General features: G+C 51.8%; 17 protein-coding genes. 8 read left to right on the top strand and 9 right to left on the bottom strand.

Annotated elements, in window-relative coordinates:
- Positions 1-279: 279 nt before the first annotated feature.
- From JI62_RS09615 to JI62_RS09605, 3 genes are all read right to left on the bottom strand, one after another.
- A complete protein-coding gene (locus JI62_RS09615) occupies positions 280-1,377 on the bottom strand; it encodes a DUF4241 domain-containing protein (protein WP_088699950.1) in 1,098 nt (365 codons plus the stop codon).
- 102 nt (positions 1,378-1,479) lie between these two features.
- Complete coding sequence (locus JI62_RS09610; protein ID WP_088699949.1) at positions 1,480-2,316, bottom strand: hypothetical protein; 837 nt, start codon at positions 2,314-2,316, stop codon at positions 1,480-1,482.
- Positions 2,317-2,400: 84 nt separating this feature from the next.
- Entirely contained in the window at positions 2,401-3,339 is a 939-nt protein-coding gene (locus JI62_RS09605; protein ID WP_088699948.1) for a hypothetical protein, read from the bottom strand.
- 228 nt (positions 3,340-3,567) lie between these two features.
- Between JI62_RS09605 and JI62_RS09600 the strand changes: the two genes are divergently transcribed.
- Positions 3,568-4,011, top strand: coding sequence for a phage integrase N-terminal SAM-like domain-containing protein (locus JI62_RS09600; protein ID WP_088699947.1), 444 nt, complete (start codon positions 3,568-3,570; stop codon positions 4,009-4,011).
- 364 nt (positions 4,012-4,375) lie between these two features.
- Positions 4,376-5,689: a hypothetical protein gene (locus JI62_RS09595; protein ID WP_088699946.1), complete on the top strand. Its 1,314-nt coding sequence runs from the start codon at positions 4,376-4,378 to the stop codon at positions 5,687-5,689.
- 4 nt (positions 5,690-5,693) lie between these two features.
- Here the strand turns inward: JI62_RS09595 and JI62_RS09590 are convergent, their stop codons facing one another.
- Entirely contained in the window at positions 5,694-6,215 is a 522-nt protein-coding gene (locus tag JI62_RS09590) for a zinc ribbon-containing protein (RefSeq protein WP_088699945.1), read from the bottom strand.
- 161 nt (positions 6,216-6,376) lie between these two features.
- On the opposite strand from JI62_RS09590, the gene leuS reads away from it, so the two are divergent.
- The 6 genes from leuS (at position 6,377) to JI62_RS09560 (ending at position 13,443) form a co-directional block, all read left to right on the top strand.
- Positions 6,377-8,962, top strand: coding sequence for a leucine--tRNA ligase (leuS, locus tag JI62_RS09585; protein WP_088699944.1), 2,586 nt, complete (start codon positions 6,377-6,379; stop codon positions 8,960-8,962).
- On the top strand, positions 8,959-9,453 hold the full coding sequence (locus tag JI62_RS09580; protein WP_088699943.1) for a twin-arginine translocation signal domain-containing protein: 495 nt from the start codon (positions 8,959-8,961) through the stop codon (positions 9,451-9,453). Before leuS ends, JI62_RS09580 begins: the two co-directional genes overlap by 4 nt.
- Positions 9,450-10,517: a DNA polymerase III subunit delta gene (gene holA, locus JI62_RS09575; protein WP_088699942.1), complete on the top strand. Its 1,068-nt coding sequence runs from the start codon at positions 9,450-9,452 to the stop codon at positions 10,515-10,517. The genes JI62_RS09580 and holA overlap by 4 nt, the downstream gene beginning before the upstream one ends.
- 86 nt (positions 10,518-10,603) lie before the next feature.
- A complete protein-coding gene (locus tag JI62_RS09570; RefSeq protein ID WP_088699941.1) occupies positions 10,604-11,002 on the top strand; it encodes a PA2779 family protein in 399 nt (132 codons plus the stop codon).
- 12 nt (positions 11,003-11,014) lie between these two features.
- A complete protein-coding gene (locus JI62_RS09565; protein ID WP_088699940.1) occupies positions 11,015-11,953 on the top strand; it encodes a PA2778 family cysteine peptidase in 939 nt (312 codons plus the stop codon).
- Positions 11,954-12,240: 287 nt separating this feature from the next.
- Positions 12,241-13,443, top strand: a complete 1,203-nt coding sequence (locus JI62_RS09560; RefSeq protein WP_088699939.1) for a GGDEF domain-containing protein — start codon at positions 12,241-12,243, stop codon at positions 13,441-13,443.
- 29 nt (positions 13,444-13,472) lie between these two features.
- Here JI62_RS09560 and sthA read toward each other — a convergent pair whose 3' ends face one another.
- The 5 genes from sthA to JI62_RS09535 all read right to left on the bottom strand — a co-directional run bounded on the left by sthA (position 13,473) and on the right by JI62_RS09535 (position 18,089).
- Positions 13,473-14,864 carry a Si-specific NAD(P)(+) transhydrogenase gene (sthA, locus tag JI62_RS09555; protein WP_088699938.1) on the bottom strand — a complete coding sequence of 464 codons (1,392 nt, stop codon included), beginning with the start codon at positions 14,862-14,864 and terminating at the stop codon, positions 13,473-13,475.
- Positions 14,865-14,983: 119 nt separating this feature from the next.
- Positions 14,984-15,238 (bottom strand): (Na+)-NQR maturation NqrM, encoded by a 255-nt coding sequence (nqrM, locus tag JI62_RS09550; protein WP_088699937.1) that lies wholly within the window; start codon positions 15,236-15,238, stop codon positions 14,984-14,986.
- Between the two features lie 258 nt (positions 15,239-15,496).
- Positions 15,497-16,729: an NADH:ubiquinone reductase (Na(+)-transporting) subunit F gene (gene nqrF / locus JI62_RS09545; protein WP_088699936.1), complete on the bottom strand. Its 1,233-nt coding sequence runs from the start codon at positions 16,727-16,729 to the stop codon at positions 15,497-15,499.
- A 72-nt stretch (positions 16,730-16,801) separates the two neighbouring features.
- Entirely contained in the window at positions 16,802-17,419 is a 618-nt protein-coding gene (gene nqrE, locus JI62_RS09540; protein ID WP_009286984.1) for an NADH:ubiquinone reductase (Na(+)-transporting) subunit E, read from the bottom strand.
- Position 17,420: 1 nt separating this feature from the next.
- A complete protein-coding gene (locus JI62_RS09535) occupies positions 17,421-18,089 on the bottom strand; it encodes an NADH:ubiquinone reductase (Na(+)-transporting) subunit D (RefSeq protein ID WP_088699935.1) in 669 nt (222 codons plus the stop codon).
- Positions 18,090-18,091 lie beyond the last annotated feature (2 nt).

Here is an 18,091-nt window from a genome sequence, read left to right as displayed (position 1 = left end):
ACTGGAACTGTAAAGTAACCCGCTTTTTGAATAGGACAGATGCTGGTTAACCGATGAATGTCTAGTACCCCAGCCCCCCTGCAAGGAGCACCCCGGTTTGGCAGTGGTGAACTACCACGTTAGAGAGCCTCAATAGGTGTTTGCTGTAAGCCACCCACAGCCAACGATGACAGATGAAGTAGGATCACTGGCTCAAGGACTTGATATTGACCGCTTACGCGGCCAATAAAAAATACTGCGGCCTATTGACAGAGAGAAGGCTCATAGGTGTTAGGCGATTTAGACAGAGACAAACAGGCCATTTTCCGTTTCTTGCACAAGAATCATAAAATCGATATATAGTGAGACGACTTCGTCCTGCCCATTAACTCCCCAGAATGCGGGATAAGCACCATCTCCAAAACCACTTGTGGATATAACGCAGTCGTCTTCACTTGTCATAGATACTAATTCTGGCTTGCCGGAAAGGCACCATTTATTAAAGATCCGTTCTTTTTTGATACGGCTTAGACCCATGAGATGACCGACATCGAAAATGGCTAAATTGCCGGCATCTACACCATAAACACCATTGCCGCTTGACGTATTAGCCGCATACCAGTTAACTGGCTGCTCACTCTCATTAAGCTTTACCCGAATACCAGCTACTCGGTCATGTATCATTACGGTTTCAACAGGATAATCCCCTGACTTCACCTTTCTTTGCAGAGGCTCAAAATTATAAATGTCATAACCGAAATCTAAAATACCAAGCACCCCAGAGCTAATTTGAAGCTTCCCGATCCGCTCTAGCTTTGCCACTCCTTCATCTAAATGTGGAATCTTGATGTTACGTTCCGCTTGAAAAAGTGTGTTTTCATTGAGGTCTATATGACCTTCCCTGTCCATAAAAGGAGCATCAGAGATGCTCAAAGAAAGGATGCCTGCATGTTTATAAGCGTCAACAACAGGGCTTTTTGGAGGATGAAAAAGAGTAGATATGTCTGCTATTTTCCAACCTTTCTCTGTGTCAAATTCAAGGTCATAGACGTGATATTTTGATGACTTAAACGCATCTTCGTAAATCTCTGTGAATACGCTGGCTACGTCGCCTTGAATGTCGCATTCTGTAATTTTCTCTATATTGGGGTCGTAATCAGCTTGCGAGCCAAACGAATTTCTAGACCCCGAATTACTCCCAGCAACAAAATGAGTCCGATCAACATCTGATATAAGGTCTCCCCAATAGTCAAAATCCACATCTTTACTCATTTTTATTCGGGCTTTTGACCATTGATCATACCAATGAGAAATAAACGCTTTGACCCTATCTTCAGGAGAATCAATCACGCCACCGTGTCTATTGTTTTTCTTGAAGAAATTAATGATATTTTTCATTCTCGATTTCGAACTCCGGTTTCACCTAACGCCATGGCTTTGCGGCGTACCGAAGTGGCAGCGCAGGTACGTCCGCCAACAGCCACTTGTTAGGTACAGTATTCACAGGCCCCACTCAATGGAACTCTGCTCTTTAAGACTATTTGGCGTGTGGAAACGATCTACATATGGAGCAGCTCTGATATGATTCATTAAACGCCAAAACCATTGTTTGGCAATCTCCTGAGTGACACCGTCTGGATAGTCGAACCTATACGAGAACCCGTCATTTCCGGGCTTATATGACGTTGCGTATAATGGCTCCAAATACCTCTGAATACCCCAGCGCACCTCGTTTAACAATTCCGCCATCCAGGTTGCATAATAGATGAAATAGTTCTGCTCGAGATGCTCCTGAAAATCTTCTAACGCGAGAGGGATTAGCTCAATAGGAACATCGTAGCCGTGATCAGAAAGAATTCTATGAATGTCTTTGGAAACACCTGTTAGTCTTGAAATATTGTGCTTTGAACTGTTACCAGAAATTTTTAGAAACTCGATTCTTGATACTTCTATTTCTGCATTCACATCCAGCGTAGGCAACCAAAGTTTCACGGAAGCATTTCGATTTAACCAATTCTTCAGCTCATTAACCGCATCTTCGAGCTTGCAAGCACTGCCATCAATACCAAGGCACTGATTGGCACAGACGTTATCGAGGATATCAACACAAGAACCAGTAACGCCTGTCAGTTGACTATCCCCAGCTTCTTTTGCGAAATCGAGAAACCGAATAATAAATAGTGACCGATGTACCATATCCTTGAAATAAACGAGGGCTTCGCCAGCGGATTTCGAGCTTTTTCTGACGTCAAGCAATGCATGATTGACTATCTCGTTAACCGCCTCTAAACAAACGCAAAGCCCTATGGCTTCTCGTTCGGTATTGGTCAGATCCATACTCAGTCCCTTGCCTAACGCACGGCACACGCGCCGATCTGGAGCCGCGAAGCGGCGGAAAAGCGGTCGCCGTGATGCCGCTTGTTAAGCGTCATTGCTCGGTAGGTGCAAGATTTCACCTATGAGTAGATATGTGTTTAGAAATAAGGCTCTCGCTTCTTCTACAGTAACTTCGTTGTGAACACCGGTGGAGACGCGGTCATAGAGGTTGGCCAAATTTTGACGAAATCTCTTTTTCCTTGTATTACTGTCGATACGCTGGTGAATATAGGCATTAATCCTGTTTTGATGGCGATTAGCAGCCAATGAAAGTTGATTGCCTCCAATTTCGATCGTTTCCTCTAATGGAGGAAAGATACTATCTGCAAAAGAATCTATGACTCTGCGACAAGTTGTAAGTGATTGGCTTATTGCTTCTTGATCGCCCTCAGCGAGACGGCTCATTACAGATGGAATTTGTTCAATAACTTCCCCGCATGATTCACCGATCAAGCTATCGACATCACTCTTATATCTCTCAAAAATTGACTCAGACAGGCTGTCGAATTGCTTTTCATAATATATTTCGCTAACAAATTCATGGAGTTTGGCAAGAACTCTACTTTTTATTCCGCTTAGCTTTGAGATATACGAAGTCGATGAAGCCATCTCGTCAGTGACTTTCTTTGTCGCAATAAACGCCATATCTCCTGCGGTATCAGGTACTCGCATCGCGTGTAACTTTGCTTGCTCAGCAATTATTGCGGCTTCTTGTTGAGCTAATGGCCCCCAATAACCTTTTCGTTTTTCGCGATCCACCCATCGCCCTGTGATTGTCATATATCTTAGGGATATCTCATTTGATGAGTTATATCCTTGCATTTCAAGTTTTAGCCAATATCGAATTTCTTCAGAACCAACCCATCTGGCTAATCTAGATGCTTTTAGAATTAAGCTTTCTGCGCTTGTGCGGCTTAATTCAACATCATCTAGAAGTTCTTTTGCCAATTCGAGAATATGTTCTGATCTACTCTGGTCAACCACGATATTTCCTTGTTATGTATAACAGGTATTAGACGGCGCGTCCTATGATTGGATGAACGCGTCAGCATGTTTACTTAGTAAATGTAGCTTACCTTATCGTGCATAACCACATGATTTTAAAATAAATTAATATTAATTAGGCTTCATTTGCAGAATTCGCATGCTTGCGCGTTTTGCCAAGCCCAATAATACTGTATGCATATCCACCACCAAGAGACAGACAACCAAATGGATATGCAAAGCAGGCCTCCGAAACTAATGGATCGTGTGAAAGCTGTTATGCGAGTAAAGCGCTACAGCCCACGTACTGAAAAAAAATACTGTTACTGGATACGTTACTTCATTCGCTATCATGGGCTGCGACACCCAGCCAGTATGGGCTCTTCTGAAGTCCAAGCTTTTCTTGAGCACCTTGCCGTAGAGCGATATGTGGCTGCAGCTACACAAAACCAAACGCTTAATGCTTTAGTATTTCTGTATCGTCATATCCTTGATATGCCATTGGGTGAGATTGGCGCCTTTTCACGAGCTAAACGCCCGCGTCGATTACCTGTCGTGCTTTCTCACGAAGAGGTTATGCGCGTGTTAAATCGAGTGTGTGGGCCTATGAATTTGATAGCCAACCCTGACCTGAGGAAGGAATTTGCGGGTGTGCGCTGCCCTTTAGGCTAACGAGCTAAAACAAACCACGCTACCGCCACGGCACACCTGGGTTACGTTAAAACGCTCCAGTTGCAACCGTGTTTGACTCATTAACCATACCTTATTCATAAATTTTGATTAGGTCACGTATCGGTGCAAAAAAGTGTTTCCTCTTTGGGGTCAACAGATCGTTGGTTGCATTGATCTGGTACCGCTGTGCGGTACTTTCGCGGGTGCCTCGCTTCGCTCGTTACCACGCGCTACGAAATGGGGCTACGCAAGTAGTGGTGCCAGTTCTCCTCGCGCGTACAAATCCTCGTGCTTCATAACTCGTTGCCGCTGGCCTTCCTCCGCAAATCCGATTAGCCTGCTAATTCACTATTAAGGGTTTGGCATGCAAGAGACGACTTTTCGGCAGCGCTTGGCGGGCGTGCTGATTTTGCTTGGTCTAATCGCGCAAATTATTGGTTTTACCGGCTGGTTAAGCACTGCCCATGCGGTTAGCTATTTGCTGTGGGCGGCGGTTGTGTTGCTGTGGCGGGATATTCCCCGTCGTTCGCGTATCCAGGCGGCCGTACTAATCGCACTCGGTACAGGCATGCTGCTGGTGGCGCGGTTTGTGTATGGCGCCGAGGTGGATTGGCCCGCGATGTTGCAGGGCAATTCGTTTGTGGCGGCCATGCTGGTGGGCGTTAGCTTTATCTCGCTGATTGGTAAGCAAGGCAACAAGGGCGCGACGGGAAGTCGAGTGACCGGAGCGGGTGGCGTGCTGCGTACCTGGTTGGGCGTTCACTTCCTGGGTACGATTTTAAATCTCTCTACCGTATTTATGGTGGGCGATAAGCTGGCCCGGCGTGGCCCCCTCACTACGCCGCAGCTGTTGGCGCTTAACCGTGGGCTGAGCAGCGCGGCGCTGTGGTCGCCGTTTTTTGCCTCCATGGGCGTGGTGATTGCGCTGGTGCCCGACGTTGAGTACGCGCAAATTGCCGTGGTGGGTTTTCCCATGGCGATGCTGTCGGGGCTGTTAACTACGCTGGAGCTGCGGCGCCGGTTTGATCTCAGCGAGGTGGATGGCTACTCACTGGCACCACGTAGCCTATTGATGCCGGTAGGTATGGCAGCGTTGGTGATGCTTTTTCACTTTGTGCTCACCCCTACCCTTACCATTGTCAGCATTATTACCTTTCTGCTGCCCAGCGTGGCGGTATTGAGCAACCTACCCCATGGGCCCCGTTTTACCCTGCGACGCATTCGCCAGCACACCACCACGCGGCTACCCGCCATGCGCGGGGAAATTTCGCTGTTTTTAGCCGCAGGGCTATTAACGATTGGGCTTTCAACACTGGTAACAGCCGCGGCAGGCAGCGACTGGACGCTGTTCATCCGCTTTGGCACACCTCAGGCGATGCTTAGCTTTGCAGCGATTACCCTGAGCGCACTGGCAGGGCTTCATCCCATTATTGGAGTGTCGGTGCTGGCCTCGATACTGAACTTACAGAACGGTGAGCAAACCGTATTTGCATTTGTGGCATTAACGTCGTGGGCAGTGGGCACCAGCGTGGGCCCGCTTTCAGGGATCAACCTGTCACTGCAGGGGCGCTACGGGGTGAGCGGCTACCGCATGATGAAAAATAACCTGCTCTACGCAGCAGTCATGAGCCTGCTCTCGCTAGGGGCGATCGCAGGCGTCAGTTTACTGGTTAGCTAATGGATCAGGTCTCAATGATTTTGCTAGGAAAGCGGTAGAAGTAGCGATGGCCACACTGATGGCAAGGCTCCAGGCGTGCAACGGTAGGCAGCATCACCTGGGCATCGCAGTGGGTGCATGCCATTAGGCCGGGTGCCGCCATCTCACCTTCGCAGTAGTCGGCGCGGGCAGCTTCTAAATCTTCCTCAAAGCGCTCGCGTTCGACCACGCTGCGGTCAGCAATCGAAAGCAGCGACTCTGCCACGCGGCGCGAAAGTCCGTCAATATCGATACCCAACCAGCTGGCTACCTGCTTGCCGGTGTCTGCCATGTAGTAGCGCATATCTTTCAGGTCACGCTCGACCCAGGCGCGTAGCAGGGCTAGCTCGTCTTTGGTGTACTCTTCCAGCTCCGCTTCAAACTCGACCGCGTCGTCCAGATCCTTCTGCAAGTTTTCCCAGGTTAGCTCGTTAGCGCCCCCCTGCATCCGCTCTAGCAAGCGTTCGTAGCCTTCGCGTAAGCGATTGTCATTCTGCTGTTCACTCATGGTGCCTCTCCTTTTGTCGACGCGTGCAGTTACCTATCATCGGCTTACCGTTCAAGGATACACCCGCATAGGATACAATCGACCTCACTTATCTGACACTCGTCATCTAACATTCACTTTGCGCCCCTTTTGGGCGAATACGCCAAGGCATTAATAAACCGATGGACGCACACTACAGCCCTCGTGATATCGAACGCGACGCCCAGCAGTACTGGGACAAACATCAGTGCTTCAAAGCCGTAGAGGATGCCAACAAGGAGAAGTTCTACTGCCTCTCCATGTTCCCCTACCCCAGCGGCAAGCTGCACATGGGCCACGTGCGTAACTATACTATCGGCGACGTTGTGTCCCGTTTCCAGCGCATGCAGGGTAAAAATGTCATGCAGCCCATGGGCTGGGATGCCTTCGGCATGCCCGCGGAAAACGCCGCCATCCAGAATCAGGTGCCTCCCGCCAAGTGGACCTACCAAAATATCGATTACATGCGCAATCAGTTGAAGGCGCTGGGTTTTGCCTACGACTGGAGCCGTGAGTTCGCTACCTGTGATACCAGCTACTACCGCTGGGAACAGTGGTTCTTCACCAAGCTGGTGGAAAAAGGCTTGGTGTATAAGAAGATGTCGACGGTCAACTGGGATCCGGTGGATCAAACCGTCCTCGCCAATGAGCAGGTTATCGAAGGCCGCGGCTGGCGCTCCGGCGCTTTGGTTGAGCGCAAAGAGATTCCGCTGTGGTTCTTGAAGATTACCGATTACGCCGATGAACTGCTGGCTGACTTGGATAAAGTGGAGTGGCCGGAGCAGGTCAAGACCATGCAGCGCAACTGGATTGGTAAATCCCGCGGTGTCGAGCTGACCTTTGATGTTAAAGGCGCTGATGGCCAAGCCAATGAGCCGCTAGCGGTCTATACCACTCGCCCGGATACGCTGCTGGGCGTTACTTATGTGGCGGTCGCCGCTGGCCACCCGCTAGCTAAGCAGGCGGCCGAGCAGAACAGTGAGCTTGCAGCTTTCTGTGATGAGTGCGCCAGGGGCGGCACTTCCGAAGCCGAGATGGCCACCAAAGAGAAGAAAGGCATGCTCACCGGGCATACGGCGGTTCACCCGCTAACCGGCGATGAAGTACCTGTTTACGTAGCTAACTTTGTACTGATGGAGTTTGGTACCGGGGCGGTGATGGCGGTACCCGGCCACGACCAGCGCGATTGGGAATTTGCCACCAAGTACGGCATTGCCATCAAGCCGGTCATCGCCGATGAAAGCGGCCAGCCTGCCGACGTTTCTGAGGCGGCCTACGCCGAATACGGCACGCTGGTCAATTCAGGTCAATTTGATGGCCTTGATTTTGAACAAGCCTTTGACGCCATTGCCGCCAAACTGGCTGAGCTTGGTCGTGGCGAAGTCAAAACCAACTACCGCCTGCGCGATTGGGGCGTTGCCCGTCAGCGCTACTGGGGCGCGCCGATACCAGTTAAATACGGCCCGGAAGGTCAAACCGTGCCCCTCACCGATGACGAGCTGCCGGTTTCTCTCCCCATGGAAGTCACCGTAGACGCCTCGGGCTCGCCGCTGAAAAAGATGCCGGCGTTCTCTGATCTGGGCGATGGCTGGACGCGTGAAACCGACACCTTCGACACCTTTATGGAGTCCTCCTGGTACTACGCGCGCTTCTGCTGTGCCGATAATACCGAAGCCATGCTGGACGAACGCGCCAACTACTGGCTGCCGGTGGATCTCTACATTGGCGGTATCGAGCACGCTATTCTGCACCTGCTTTACGCGCGCTTCTTCCACAAGCTGATGCGTGACTTCGGCTTGGTGGATTCCGACGAGCCCTTCCAGCAGCTGCTGACCCAGGGCATGGTGATTGCCGAAACCTTCTACCGCTCTACTGATAACGGCGGCAAGCAGTGGTTCAATCCCGCTGATGTGGAAGTGAAGCGCGACGAGAAAGGCCGCCCGCTGAGCGCCATTTTGATGAGCGATGGGGAGCCGGTGGAGATGGGTGGCATCGAGAAGATGTCCAAGTCGAAAAACAACGGCGTTGATCCACAGTCGATGATCGACAAGTTCGGTGCCGATACCGTACGCCTGTTTATGATGTTTGCCGCACCGCCGGAGCAGTCGCTGGAGTGGTCGGATTCGGGCGTTGAAGGCGCACACCGCTTCTTGAAGCGCTTGTGGCGTCAGGTCAATGAGCACTTGGCCGTCGGCACTCCCGGCAAGTTGGATACCAGTGCACTCAATGACGACCAAAAGGCACTGCGGCGGAAAACCCACGAGACGATCAAGAAAGCCAGCGATGACATTGGCCGCCGCACCACTTTCAATACCGCCATTGCTGCGGTGATGGAGCTATCTAACGCCATCGGCAAATTCGACGATAGCTCTGAGCTTGGCCTGGCGGTGAGTCGTGAAGCGCTGGAAGCCTGCGTGCTGCTGCTCTCGCCGATTACTCCCCACCTGTGCCATAGTCTCTGGGAAGCGCTGGGCCATTCAGGCCCGGCCATCGAAGCGACCTGGCCGGTGGTGGATGAATCCGCCCTTACCCGTGACAGCATCGAACTGGTGGTGCAGGTCAACGGTAAGCTGCGCGCTCGCCTTGAAGTCCCCGCAAGCGCAGATAAGGCGTCTATTGAAAAGCTGGCGATGGAGCATGAAAACGTTCAGCGCTTCCTCGAGGGCAACACCGTACGTAAAGTGATCGTGGTGCCCGGAAAACTGGTTAATATCGTGGTGAGTGGATGAACCGACGCACATTTTTAACCGCTAGCATCGCCGCCTCGGCGGCGATGCTGCTCAGCGGCTGTGGGTTTCGGCTACGCGGCACTGAATCGCTGCCTACGCTGCCCACTCTTGCCTTAGAAGGCGACAACAATAGTGCCGTCGCCCAGCAGGTCGCTTCGAGGCTTCAACAGTTAGGCACTCAGGTAGCCGCTGATGCGCCCTGGCGGGTTACGTTGGGCACGCCTGCCTTAAGCGAACGCCGCTTGGGGGGTGATGGTCGGGCAAGCCGCGAACACGAGTTAGTGCTCAGCATTCGCCTCTCGGTACAGGAGCGAGCCTCCAATGCCTATCACATCAATAACCAGACCCTGTCGACAGATACGCGTATTCGGGTCAGCGATGACGACCTGCTCAACCGTGAAACGCTGATGATGGAAGCTGAGCAAACGCTTTCACGTCAGCTCGCTGATCGCATTATCGAACGCTTGGCTTACGTTGAGGGTATGCAGTGAAGGTATTTGCTGATCAGCTGCCCGCTGCGTTGGCAAAAAAGCTTCCCCGCGTAGTGATCGTAGCGGGGGACGAACCTTTGCAGCATCGAGACGCCTGCGATGCGGTGAGAGCCGCCGCGCGCCAGGCAGGCGTTGAAGAGCGCGAAGTGCTCGACGTGGAGCCCAATTTCGCCTGGGGTCGCTTGATGGAGATGTCGAGCAATCTCTCGCTGTTTGCGACCAGCAAGCTGCTGGAGTTGCGCCTAGGCAATCACAAGTTGGGCCAGGAAGGCAGTAAAGCGTTAGCTCAATACGCCGAAACCCTGGATAACAGCGATGACGTTTTGCTTATTGGCATGGGCAAGCTAGACGCCAAGCAGCAGAAAAGCGCCTGGTTTAAAGCGCTGGATAAGCACGGCCTGTTTGTGCCGGTTTGGCCGGTGGATGCCTCCCGCTTAGGCTATTGGCTGCGGGATCGTGCTTCGCTGCACGGTTTACAAATTGATCTGGAAGCCGCTCGCCTGCTGGGTGAGCGCACCGAAGGCAATCTGTTGGCCGCCGACCAGGAGCTGCAAAAACTGGCGCTGATTCATCCCCAGGGCACCCGCTTGAACGTCGAGAGCATCGCCCAGGGCGTGGAAGACAGCACCCGCTTTGATGTCTTCAATCTGGCAGATGCCTGCTTGAAAGGCGAACCCAGCCGCGCTTCGCGCATTGTGAATGGTCTGCGCAGTGAAGGCGTTGAAGCACCTATCGTACTGTGGGCGCTTAGCCGAGAGCTACGCACGCTGCTGTCGCTGCATCAGCACCTGGATCAGGGCCAGAGCTTTGAACACGCTTGCAAAACTCAAAAGCCGATGATTTTTGATAAGCGCCGCCCCGCTTACCAGAAAGCCATTGGCCGCCTGCCCATGAAGCGACTGCATAAATTACTATTAATGGCGCAACGCCTCGATTTAGCCGTTAAGGGTGCGGCAACGGTACCGTTATGGCCCGGTCTACACGATCTGGCCATGACCATGGCCGGGGGCCGCGGACTGCTCTCAGAGTCCGCCTGGACTTATCGCATTAGTGCAAATAATTAGCACTTTGCATATTACGCTTAAAAATCAAACCATTTGTTTCTATACTCATTCCTTACCACCCCGACTAGTCTATAAGGAAGAAGACGATGAAAACATTGCGTGCTTACCTCTCTACCCTACTGATTGCAGCGCTCGTTATTACCAGCTTACCCGTTGCTGCTGCCCCCGCTGCACCTCAATCCATGGATTTGGTCTCTACCCAATCTGTTTTGTCAGCTGACCGTGCTGGCGCTGATCGCGAACGGATCAACGAGATCCTGGCCCGCGCCGATGTGCAAGATCAACTGGTAAAACAAGGTGTTGATCTGGACGAAGTCGAAGCCCGTGTTGCCGCCCTAAGCGATGCGGAAGCACAGCAGATGGCAGAACAGCTTGAACAACTGCCGGCCGGTGCTGGCGTTGTAGGCGCGCTATTCGCCGTTTTCATTATTTTGCTGGTCACCGATATCCTCGGCCTAACCGACGTTTACCCGTTTACTCGCTAATATAGGCCGCTCATGACCTATCTGTTTTCCAACGCCCGCTTTGCGGGCGTTTTTATTGTGTTACTCCTACTGGGCGGATGCGCGCGAAACCCGGTATTACTGCAAAGCACCCATCAAGCGCTACCGCCCCATACAGAAATCACCAACGTGCCGTTTTATGCCCAAACGGAATATCAGTGTGGCCCTGCCACGCTGGCAATGGTGCTCAATCATCAGGGCGTCGACACCGACGTTGACGAGCTGATTCCTCAGGTATTTCTGCCCGGGCGCGATGGCAGCGTGCAGCCTGAAATGCTGGCCACGGTGCGGCGCCATGAACGGCTCGCGTTTCCTATTCGCGGCACAATGGATGCCTTGTTAAACCATTTGGCAGCGGGCGACCCGGTGGTGGTCATGCAGAATTTGTCGTTGCCAATTTACCCAATGTGGCACTACGCCGTCGCTATTGGCTACGACCTACCCAGTGAAACGCTCATTCTGCGCAGTGGAGAAATTGAGCGGCATACGCTGTCGTTTAGCCGTTTCGATGCCACCTGGGCACGTACTGAGCGCTGGGGTTTTGTCGTGGCCGAGCCAGGTACGCTACCGGCGGGTATTAGCGCCCGTAATGCCCTAGAAGCAATTAGCGCCTACGAAGAGACCCACGGGCCACGTGCAACGCTCCCAAGCTGGCAAGCGTTTGTGGCGCATCATCCGGCTAACGCAATAGGGCAGTTTGCGCTGGGCAACGCCTTTTATGCTGACCAGCAACCCGACAACGCCCGCAAAGCGTTTGAGCGAGCAACCGAGCTGGATGAAGCAATGGGGGCTGCATGGCTAAATCTGGGTCTTTTACTGCTGCAAAGCGAGTCCCCAGACGCGGCCCGTGAAGCATTAACCCAGGCCGCATCTCTTGAGGGTAGCTGGCAAGAAAAAGCACGCTTAGCCCTAGACTCCTTAAAAAGTCATTAAAATCAATCACTAAAATCGATATTAATAATAACGAGCATAACTATGATGCTGCGATTAGTAAAGTTGTGGGATAGCCGATACGGCGAGTGAGTGCTTAAGTTGCACAAGGATGATGTTAGCTGTTCATTGGATTACCTAACCATTAACGGGAGAGGTGCCATGTGGAACTGCCCTGTGCAACGGAAGCTCTCTTTTGATCACTACGCTTTTTTATCAAACGTACTCTCGCCTGCTCAGCAGTATGCAGAGAGAGGCAGCATCACTGGCTGCTTGCTGATTATCCTGTGATGATGCGTCGCTTTCTTCGTCAGCCTGGCGGACGCTTAGCGTCCATTTTTGCTGCCCTCCTCTTCGCGATGTCGGCCGTGATGGGTAGCTACCTCTACAGTGCGTGCCAAAAAGCCAGTGCTGACTACACCACGCTGATTAGTGACATAGTCTTGGCCCAGCAAGCCACACCTCAGTTACGTGCCGCCCTAGAGGAAAGCAGCCGTTTACCTGACCGCGAACATATTCAATACATCGATTATTTTATTTCACTCTCCAAGCAGCATTTAAATAACATACAGCGCAGTATTGAGCGCCATCGTTATCTCATCGCGGATGTTGAATATCTCAATACGCATTTCAGCGAGCTTAATAGCCGCCTTTCAGACCTTAGACAGCAAGCACAAGAAGCCCAGCAGCGCCCAGAGCTTCGTGACCCGTTACAGAGCATGGCTATTGAGATCGGCGGCGCTCAGTCTTGGCTGTATAACCAATTGCTGGAAAAGGTTCGGGCCATATCCGTTCAACAGCGCTTAGTCATGCAGCGACTCTCGATCGCTGTAAGTGCGCTACTGGTGTTGATGGTCAGCGCTGCGATCACGCTCTGCCTGGCCGTCATTTACCTACAACGTCAGCGCAACATTATGCATCGTCTAATGCTAACCGATGAGTTGACGGGGCTCTATAACCGGCGACATCTGGTTAATGTAGCCTCGGCAGCGCTCATCCAGGCACAGCGCGATCGAGTACCACTTAGCCTGCTGCTATTAGATCTTGACCACTTTAAGCAGATTAATGATAACTACGGCCACCCAACCGGCGATGAGGTGCTTCGCCAGATCAGTCAACTGCTTCGTCAGCTTAGCCGCCCTGCGGATACATTAGCGAGAATCGGTGGAGAGGAGTTCTGTTTATTGATGCCCAGCACGACGACCCATGATGCGCTACAGGCGGCGGATCGGCTACGCCGGGAGGTTGAAGTTAATACCTTTAGGGGGATCGACCTGCATACCCACCCGACCGTTAGTATCGGTGTGACGACATGCCAAAGCGGTTCGCTGTCTTTTGAACAGCTTTACTCGTTTGCCGATAAAGCGCTCTACCAGGCTAAAGCGTTGGGGCGTAACAGGGTTGAAAGCCTGCTACCCCCTGGGGATCCCCTAACCTATACCGAGGCACAAGCTTGCACTCATATTCTCATCCGCGAATCTAGCGACTCTTAAACGGCAACTATTAGAATAAACGGTAAGCATTAGAAAACCCGATTTAAACCGTTCTGAGCCGCCACGCGGTAGGCTTCTGCCATGGTGGGGTAGTTAAAGGTGGTATTTACAAAATACTTCAGCGTATTGGCAGCGCCTTTTTGCTGCATTATGGCTTGGCCGATATGCAGAATCTCTGAGGCCTGATCGCCAAAACAGTGAATGCCGAGTATTTCCAATGTGTCCTGATGGAAAAGAATTTTCAACATGCCCACGGTATCACCCGTAATCTGCGCCCTGGCGGTATCTTTAAAGAACGCTTTGCCTACTTCGTAAGGCACTTTTGCTTCCGTAAGCTCCCGTTCATTGGGCCCAAACGAGCTGATCTCGGGGATGGTATAAATCCCGGTGGGCACATCACTCACAAAGCGATACTCTTTATCGAGCAACTCGTTGCATGAGTTCAAACCTTGATCATAAGCCGCGCTCGCCAAACTCGGCCAACCGATCACATCGCCGGCTGCGTAGATATGGGAAACCGCGGTACGGTAGTGCTCATCGACACTTAGCTGCCCACGCCCATTGGCGGTTAAACCAATGTTTTCAAGGCCTAAACTATCGGTGTTACCGGTTCGCCCATTGGCCCACAAAAAAGCATCTGCGCGAATTTTTTTGCCTGACTTGAGACGCACGATGACACCTGAATCATCGCCCTCTACACTTTCGTACTCTTCGTTATGACGCACCAATACACCATGCTTGCGCAGGTGGTAAGAGAGCGCATCACTAATCTCGTCGTCCAGAAACGACAGTAGGCTGTCACGGTTATTAATCAGGTCAACTTTGACACCCAAGCCGGAAAAAATAGAGGCGTATTCACAGCCAATCACGCCAGCACCGAAAATCACCAGAGTCCGCGGGGTATGCGAGAGGCTTAATATGGTGTCAGAGCAGTAAATCCGTGGATGTCGGAAGTTAATATCCGCCGGACGATAGGGCCGCGACCCAGTGGCAATCACAAACTTCTTGGCCACTAGCTCTTCCATACCTTCCTGTCGGTCACGCACCAACAGGGTATGCTCATCTTTAAAACGGGCAACACCGTGAAAAAGATCGATCCGGTTACGCGCATAGAAGGTGGTGCGCATCTCGACCTGCTTATCGATGGTCCCCCGAGAGCGCTCCATCACTTTGGGAAAAGAGAACCAGCGTGGCTCACCAATATCGCGGAACATACGGTTGGTATTGAAGGCCATGATCTGCTTGACCTGATGGCGCAAAGCCTTGGAAGGGATAGTCCCCCAGTGAGTACAGTTGCCACCTACCTGCGCCTGCTTCTCAATGATCGCGACGCGCTTGCCATGCTTGGCCGCATTGATAGCAGCGCTTTCCCCCGCCGGCCCCGTACCGATCACCACCACATCGTAATTGTGAACCGCCATACTCACCGCGTCCCCTGTTCCCCGTTAAAAAACACACCCTTCCACACACATGATTTACGCATAGATTCCTGCTAATGGATGGCTACGTAGACCTGCATGCCTTTATCTCTGCTCACTCTTCACCGGCGTGTGGCATCGTAGCCCAGATCGGCACCGCGGCTCTCGTCGCTACGGCGGCGCACGCTACCGCGCTTACGGTTCTCTTCTTCACAAACCTCATCTTTGCCACCGCAAATATCGCAGCCATCTTTCATGCCGATTTGATTCAAACCACCGCATGAACCGGCAATCGGTTTGCGGCCCATAATGACGCCCACGGCCATTGCCCCCATTATCAGCGCCATAAAGCCGAGTACCAGTAGCCAAATCGTCATATCAACCTCCCAGCATCACATTGTTTAGCTTTAAATTATTGGCCTCACCTGACGACAACAGTTGTCGTGATAAGTGCCTCACGGTCATTCCTCATTACCACCATTATACCTTAGCCGAGCCTTACTTATCAGCGCAGTGATGAGTCATTAACGCCGCCTATCATCAAGCACCCATTTGTTCGCCCATGCGTATAAAAAACGGGGCCAGCCCAAAAGGCCAGCCCCGTTTAACGTTTGCGCTCGATTTACATCAAGTGCTTAGCCACCGAAATCATCCAACAGGATATTTTCCGGCTCAACGCCCATATCAAGTAGCAACTTGATAACCGAGGCGTTCATCATCGGCGGACCACACATGTAGTATTCACAATCTTCAGGCGCTGGATGATCCTTCAGATAGTTTTCGTACAGCACGTTATGGATAAAGCCTGTTGGCCCCTCCCAGTTATCTTCCGGCTGGGGATCAGACAGCGCCAAGTGCCACTCAAAGTTGGGGAACTCTTCGGCTAACTGGTCATACTCTTCGTTGTAGAAGGTTTCACGCCAGGAGCGAGCACCGTACCAGAAGGTAATCTTACGATCAGACTTCAAGCGCTTCAGCTGATCGAAGATGTGACTGCGCATCGGAGCCATACCCGCACCACCACCGATAAAGATCATCTCGGCATCAGTATCACGAGCAAAGAACTCACCGAACGGCCCCATCACGGTGACCTTATCACCCTCTTTAAGGCTGAAGACGTAAGTCGACATCAAGCCGGGGGGATGGTCAGTGCCGGGAGGCGGCGTAGCGATACGAATATTGAACTTGAGGATACCCTTCTCATCCGGGTAATTCGCCATAGAGTAGGCGCGAATCACTTCCTCGTTGTTCTTATGGGAAATTTTGAACATATCAAATTTTTCCCAGTCACCCCGGTACTCCTCTTCAATATCAAAATCAGAGAATTTGACATCATAAGGGGGCGCAACCAACTGAACGTAGCCACCGGCGCGGAAGGCGACTTCTTCACCCTCTGGCAGCTTGAGATTCAGCTCTTTGATAAAGGTGGCAACGTTGGGGTTAGCAATAACCTCACACTCCCACTTTTTCACACCAAAGACTTCTTCAGGCACTTCTACCTTCATGTCCTGTTTTACAGGTACCTGACAGGAGAGGCGCCAGCCCTCTTTCTTCTCACGCATGGTGAAGTGCGACTCTTCGGTCGGCAAAATAGAGCCGCCGCCCTCTTCTACCCGGCACTTACACTGAGCACAAGAACCACCGCCGCCACAGGCGGAAGAGAGGAAAATGCCGTTAGCGGCAAGCGTGTTGAGTAGCTTACCACCGGCCTGGGTCTTCAAAGTGTGTTCGGGGTCGCCGTTGACTTCAATGGTCACGTCCCCGCTACTCACAAGCTTGCTTCGCGCTGCCAGAATGATCGCCGTTAAGCTAATAACGATGACCGTGAACATGACAACACCGAGCAAGATGACTGTTGTATCAACCATGTCGGTTTCCTATTGCTGGAGGTTTTCTATTACCCAGCGGTGTTCCGCACCGCTGGGAAAAACCGGCGCCGTTTAAAGCTGAATGCCCGAGAAGGACATAAAGCCCAACGACATCAGCCCCACGGTGATGAAAGTAATGCCCAGCCCTTGCAGGCCACCCGGCACATCGCTGTACTTCAGCTTTTCACGAATACCCGCCAGAGCCGCAATGGCCAATGCCCAACCGGTACCCGCACCAAAGCCATAGACCACGGCTTCACCGAAGTTATAGCTACGCTCTACCATAAACAGCACACCACCAAGAATGGCGCAGTTAACGGTAATCAGCGGCAGAAATACCCCTAGCGCGTTGTAAAGCGACGGCACGTACTTATCAAGGAACATTTCCATGATCTGTACCAGCGCAGCGATAACGCCGATATAGGAGAGCAAGCCAAGGAAGGACAAATCAATATTTTCAGCACCGCTGATACCGGTCCAGGTCAACGCACCTTCCTGCAGCAAGAAGGTATAGACAAGGTTGTTAACCGGCACAGTGACGGTCAGCACCACAATAACCGCAATGCCTAGGCCAATCGCTGAGGAGACTTTTTTGGACACCGCCAAGAAAGTACACATCCCCAGGAAGAAAGCCAGTGCCATGTTTTCAACAAACACCGAGGCAACAAAAAGACTCAGATAATGTTCCATGTTACACGGCCTCCTTGGGCTTGGTGTTTTCCTTCATTTTGAACTCATTATCTTCTACCTGCTCAGGGTTGACGGAACGCAGCACCCAAATCAGTAGACCGATAATAAAGAACGCCGAAGGCGGTAGTAACAGCAAGCCGTTGGGTACGTACCAACCACCGTTTTGTACAGTTTGCAGGATGGTAATACCGAATACGCTACCTGCACCCAGCAGTTCACGGAAGAAACCTACCACCATGAGAACAAAGCCATAGCCCAGACCGTTGCCGATACCGTCAAGAAATGACATGCCCGGCGTATTGGACATCGCAAAGCCTTCAGCGCGACCCATGACGATACAGTTAGTGATGATCAACCCCACAAAGACCGAGAGCTGCTTGGACATCTCATAGGCATACGCTTTGAGAATCTGATCAACCACGATAACCAGTGAGGCAATAATCGTCATCTGCACGATGATACGAATCGAAGAAGGAATATGATTCCTGATCAACGATACGAACAGATTTGAAAATGCCGTTACGAAAATAACCGCCAGCGCCATAACGAGCGATACGCTCATACTGGTGGTTACCGCAAGTGCCGAACAGATCCCCAGAATTTGCAGCGCAATGGGGTTGTTCTGGAAAATCGGCGCCGTTAAAACGCCTTTTGCATTTACGTCCGCCATGA

Source organism: Halomonas campaniensis (genome assembly GCF_002211105.1).
Lineage (GTDB): Bacteria > Pseudomonadota > Gammaproteobacteria > Pseudomonadales > Halomonadaceae > Vreelandella > Vreelandella campaniensis_A.
The sequence above is the reverse complement of the archived record's forward strand: the minus strand, read 5'-3'. Positions and strand labels throughout refer to the sequence as shown.

What these genes read in the sequence shown, in the direction of transcription:
- JI62_RS09590 (WP_088699945.1), bottom strand. Translation starts at nt 6,215, where the DNA reads ATGAGTGAACAGCAGAATGACAATCGCTTACGCGAAGGCTACGAACGC.
- JI62_RS09570 (WP_088699941.1), top strand. Translation starts at nt 10,604, where the DNA reads ATGAAAACATTGCGTGCTTACCTCTCTACCCTACTGATTGCAGCGCTC.
- nqrE (WP_009286984.1), bottom strand. Translation starts at nt 17,419, where the DNA reads ATGGAACATTATCTGAGTCTTTTTGTTGCCTCGGTGTTTGTTGAAAAC.
- JI62_RS09560 (WP_088699939.1), top strand. Translation starts at nt 12,241, where the DNA reads ATGATGCGTCGCTTTCTTCGTCAGCCTGGCGGACGCTTAGCGTCCATT.
- JI62_RS09595 (WP_088699946.1), top strand. Translation starts at nt 4,376, where the DNA reads ATGCAAGAGACGACTTTTCGGCAGCGCTTGGCGGGCGTGCTGATTTTG.
- nqrM (WP_088699937.1), bottom strand. Translation starts at nt 15,238, where the DNA reads ATGACGATTTGGCTACTGGTACTCGGCTTTATGGCGCTGATAATGGGG.
- JI62_RS09535 (WP_088699935.1), bottom strand. Translation starts at nt 18,089, where the DNA reads ATGGCGGACGTAAATGCAAAAGGCGTTTTAACGGCGCCGATTTTCCAG.
- JI62_RS09600 (WP_088699947.1), top strand. Translation starts at nt 3,568, where the DNA reads ATGGATATGCAAAGCAGGCCTCCGAAACTAATGGATCGTGTGAAAGCT.
- JI62_RS09610 (WP_088699949.1), bottom strand. Translation starts at nt 2,316, where the DNA reads ATGGATCTGACCAATACCGAACGAGAAGCCATAGGGCTTTGCGTTTGT.
- sthA (WP_088699938.1), bottom strand. Translation starts at nt 14,864, where the DNA reads ATGGCGGTTCACAATTACGATGTGGTGGTGATCGGTACGGGGCCGGCG.
- JI62_RS09615 (WP_088699950.1), bottom strand. Translation starts at nt 1,377, where the DNA reads ATGAAAAATATCATTAATTTCTTCAAGAAAAACAATAGACACGGTGGC.
- JI62_RS09565 (WP_088699940.1), top strand. Translation starts at nt 11,015, where the DNA reads ATGACCTATCTGTTTTCCAACGCCCGCTTTGCGGGCGTTTTTATTGTG.
- leuS (WP_088699944.1), top strand. Translation starts at nt 6,377, where the DNA reads ATGGACGCACACTACAGCCCTCGTGATATCGAACGCGACGCCCAGCAG.
- JI62_RS09580 (WP_088699943.1), top strand. Translation starts at nt 8,959, where the DNA reads ATGAACCGACGCACATTTTTAACCGCTAGCATCGCCGCCTCGGCGGCG.
- nqrF (WP_088699936.1), bottom strand. Translation starts at nt 16,729, where the DNA reads ATGGTTGATACAACAGTCATCTTGCTCGGTGTTGTCATGTTCACGGTC.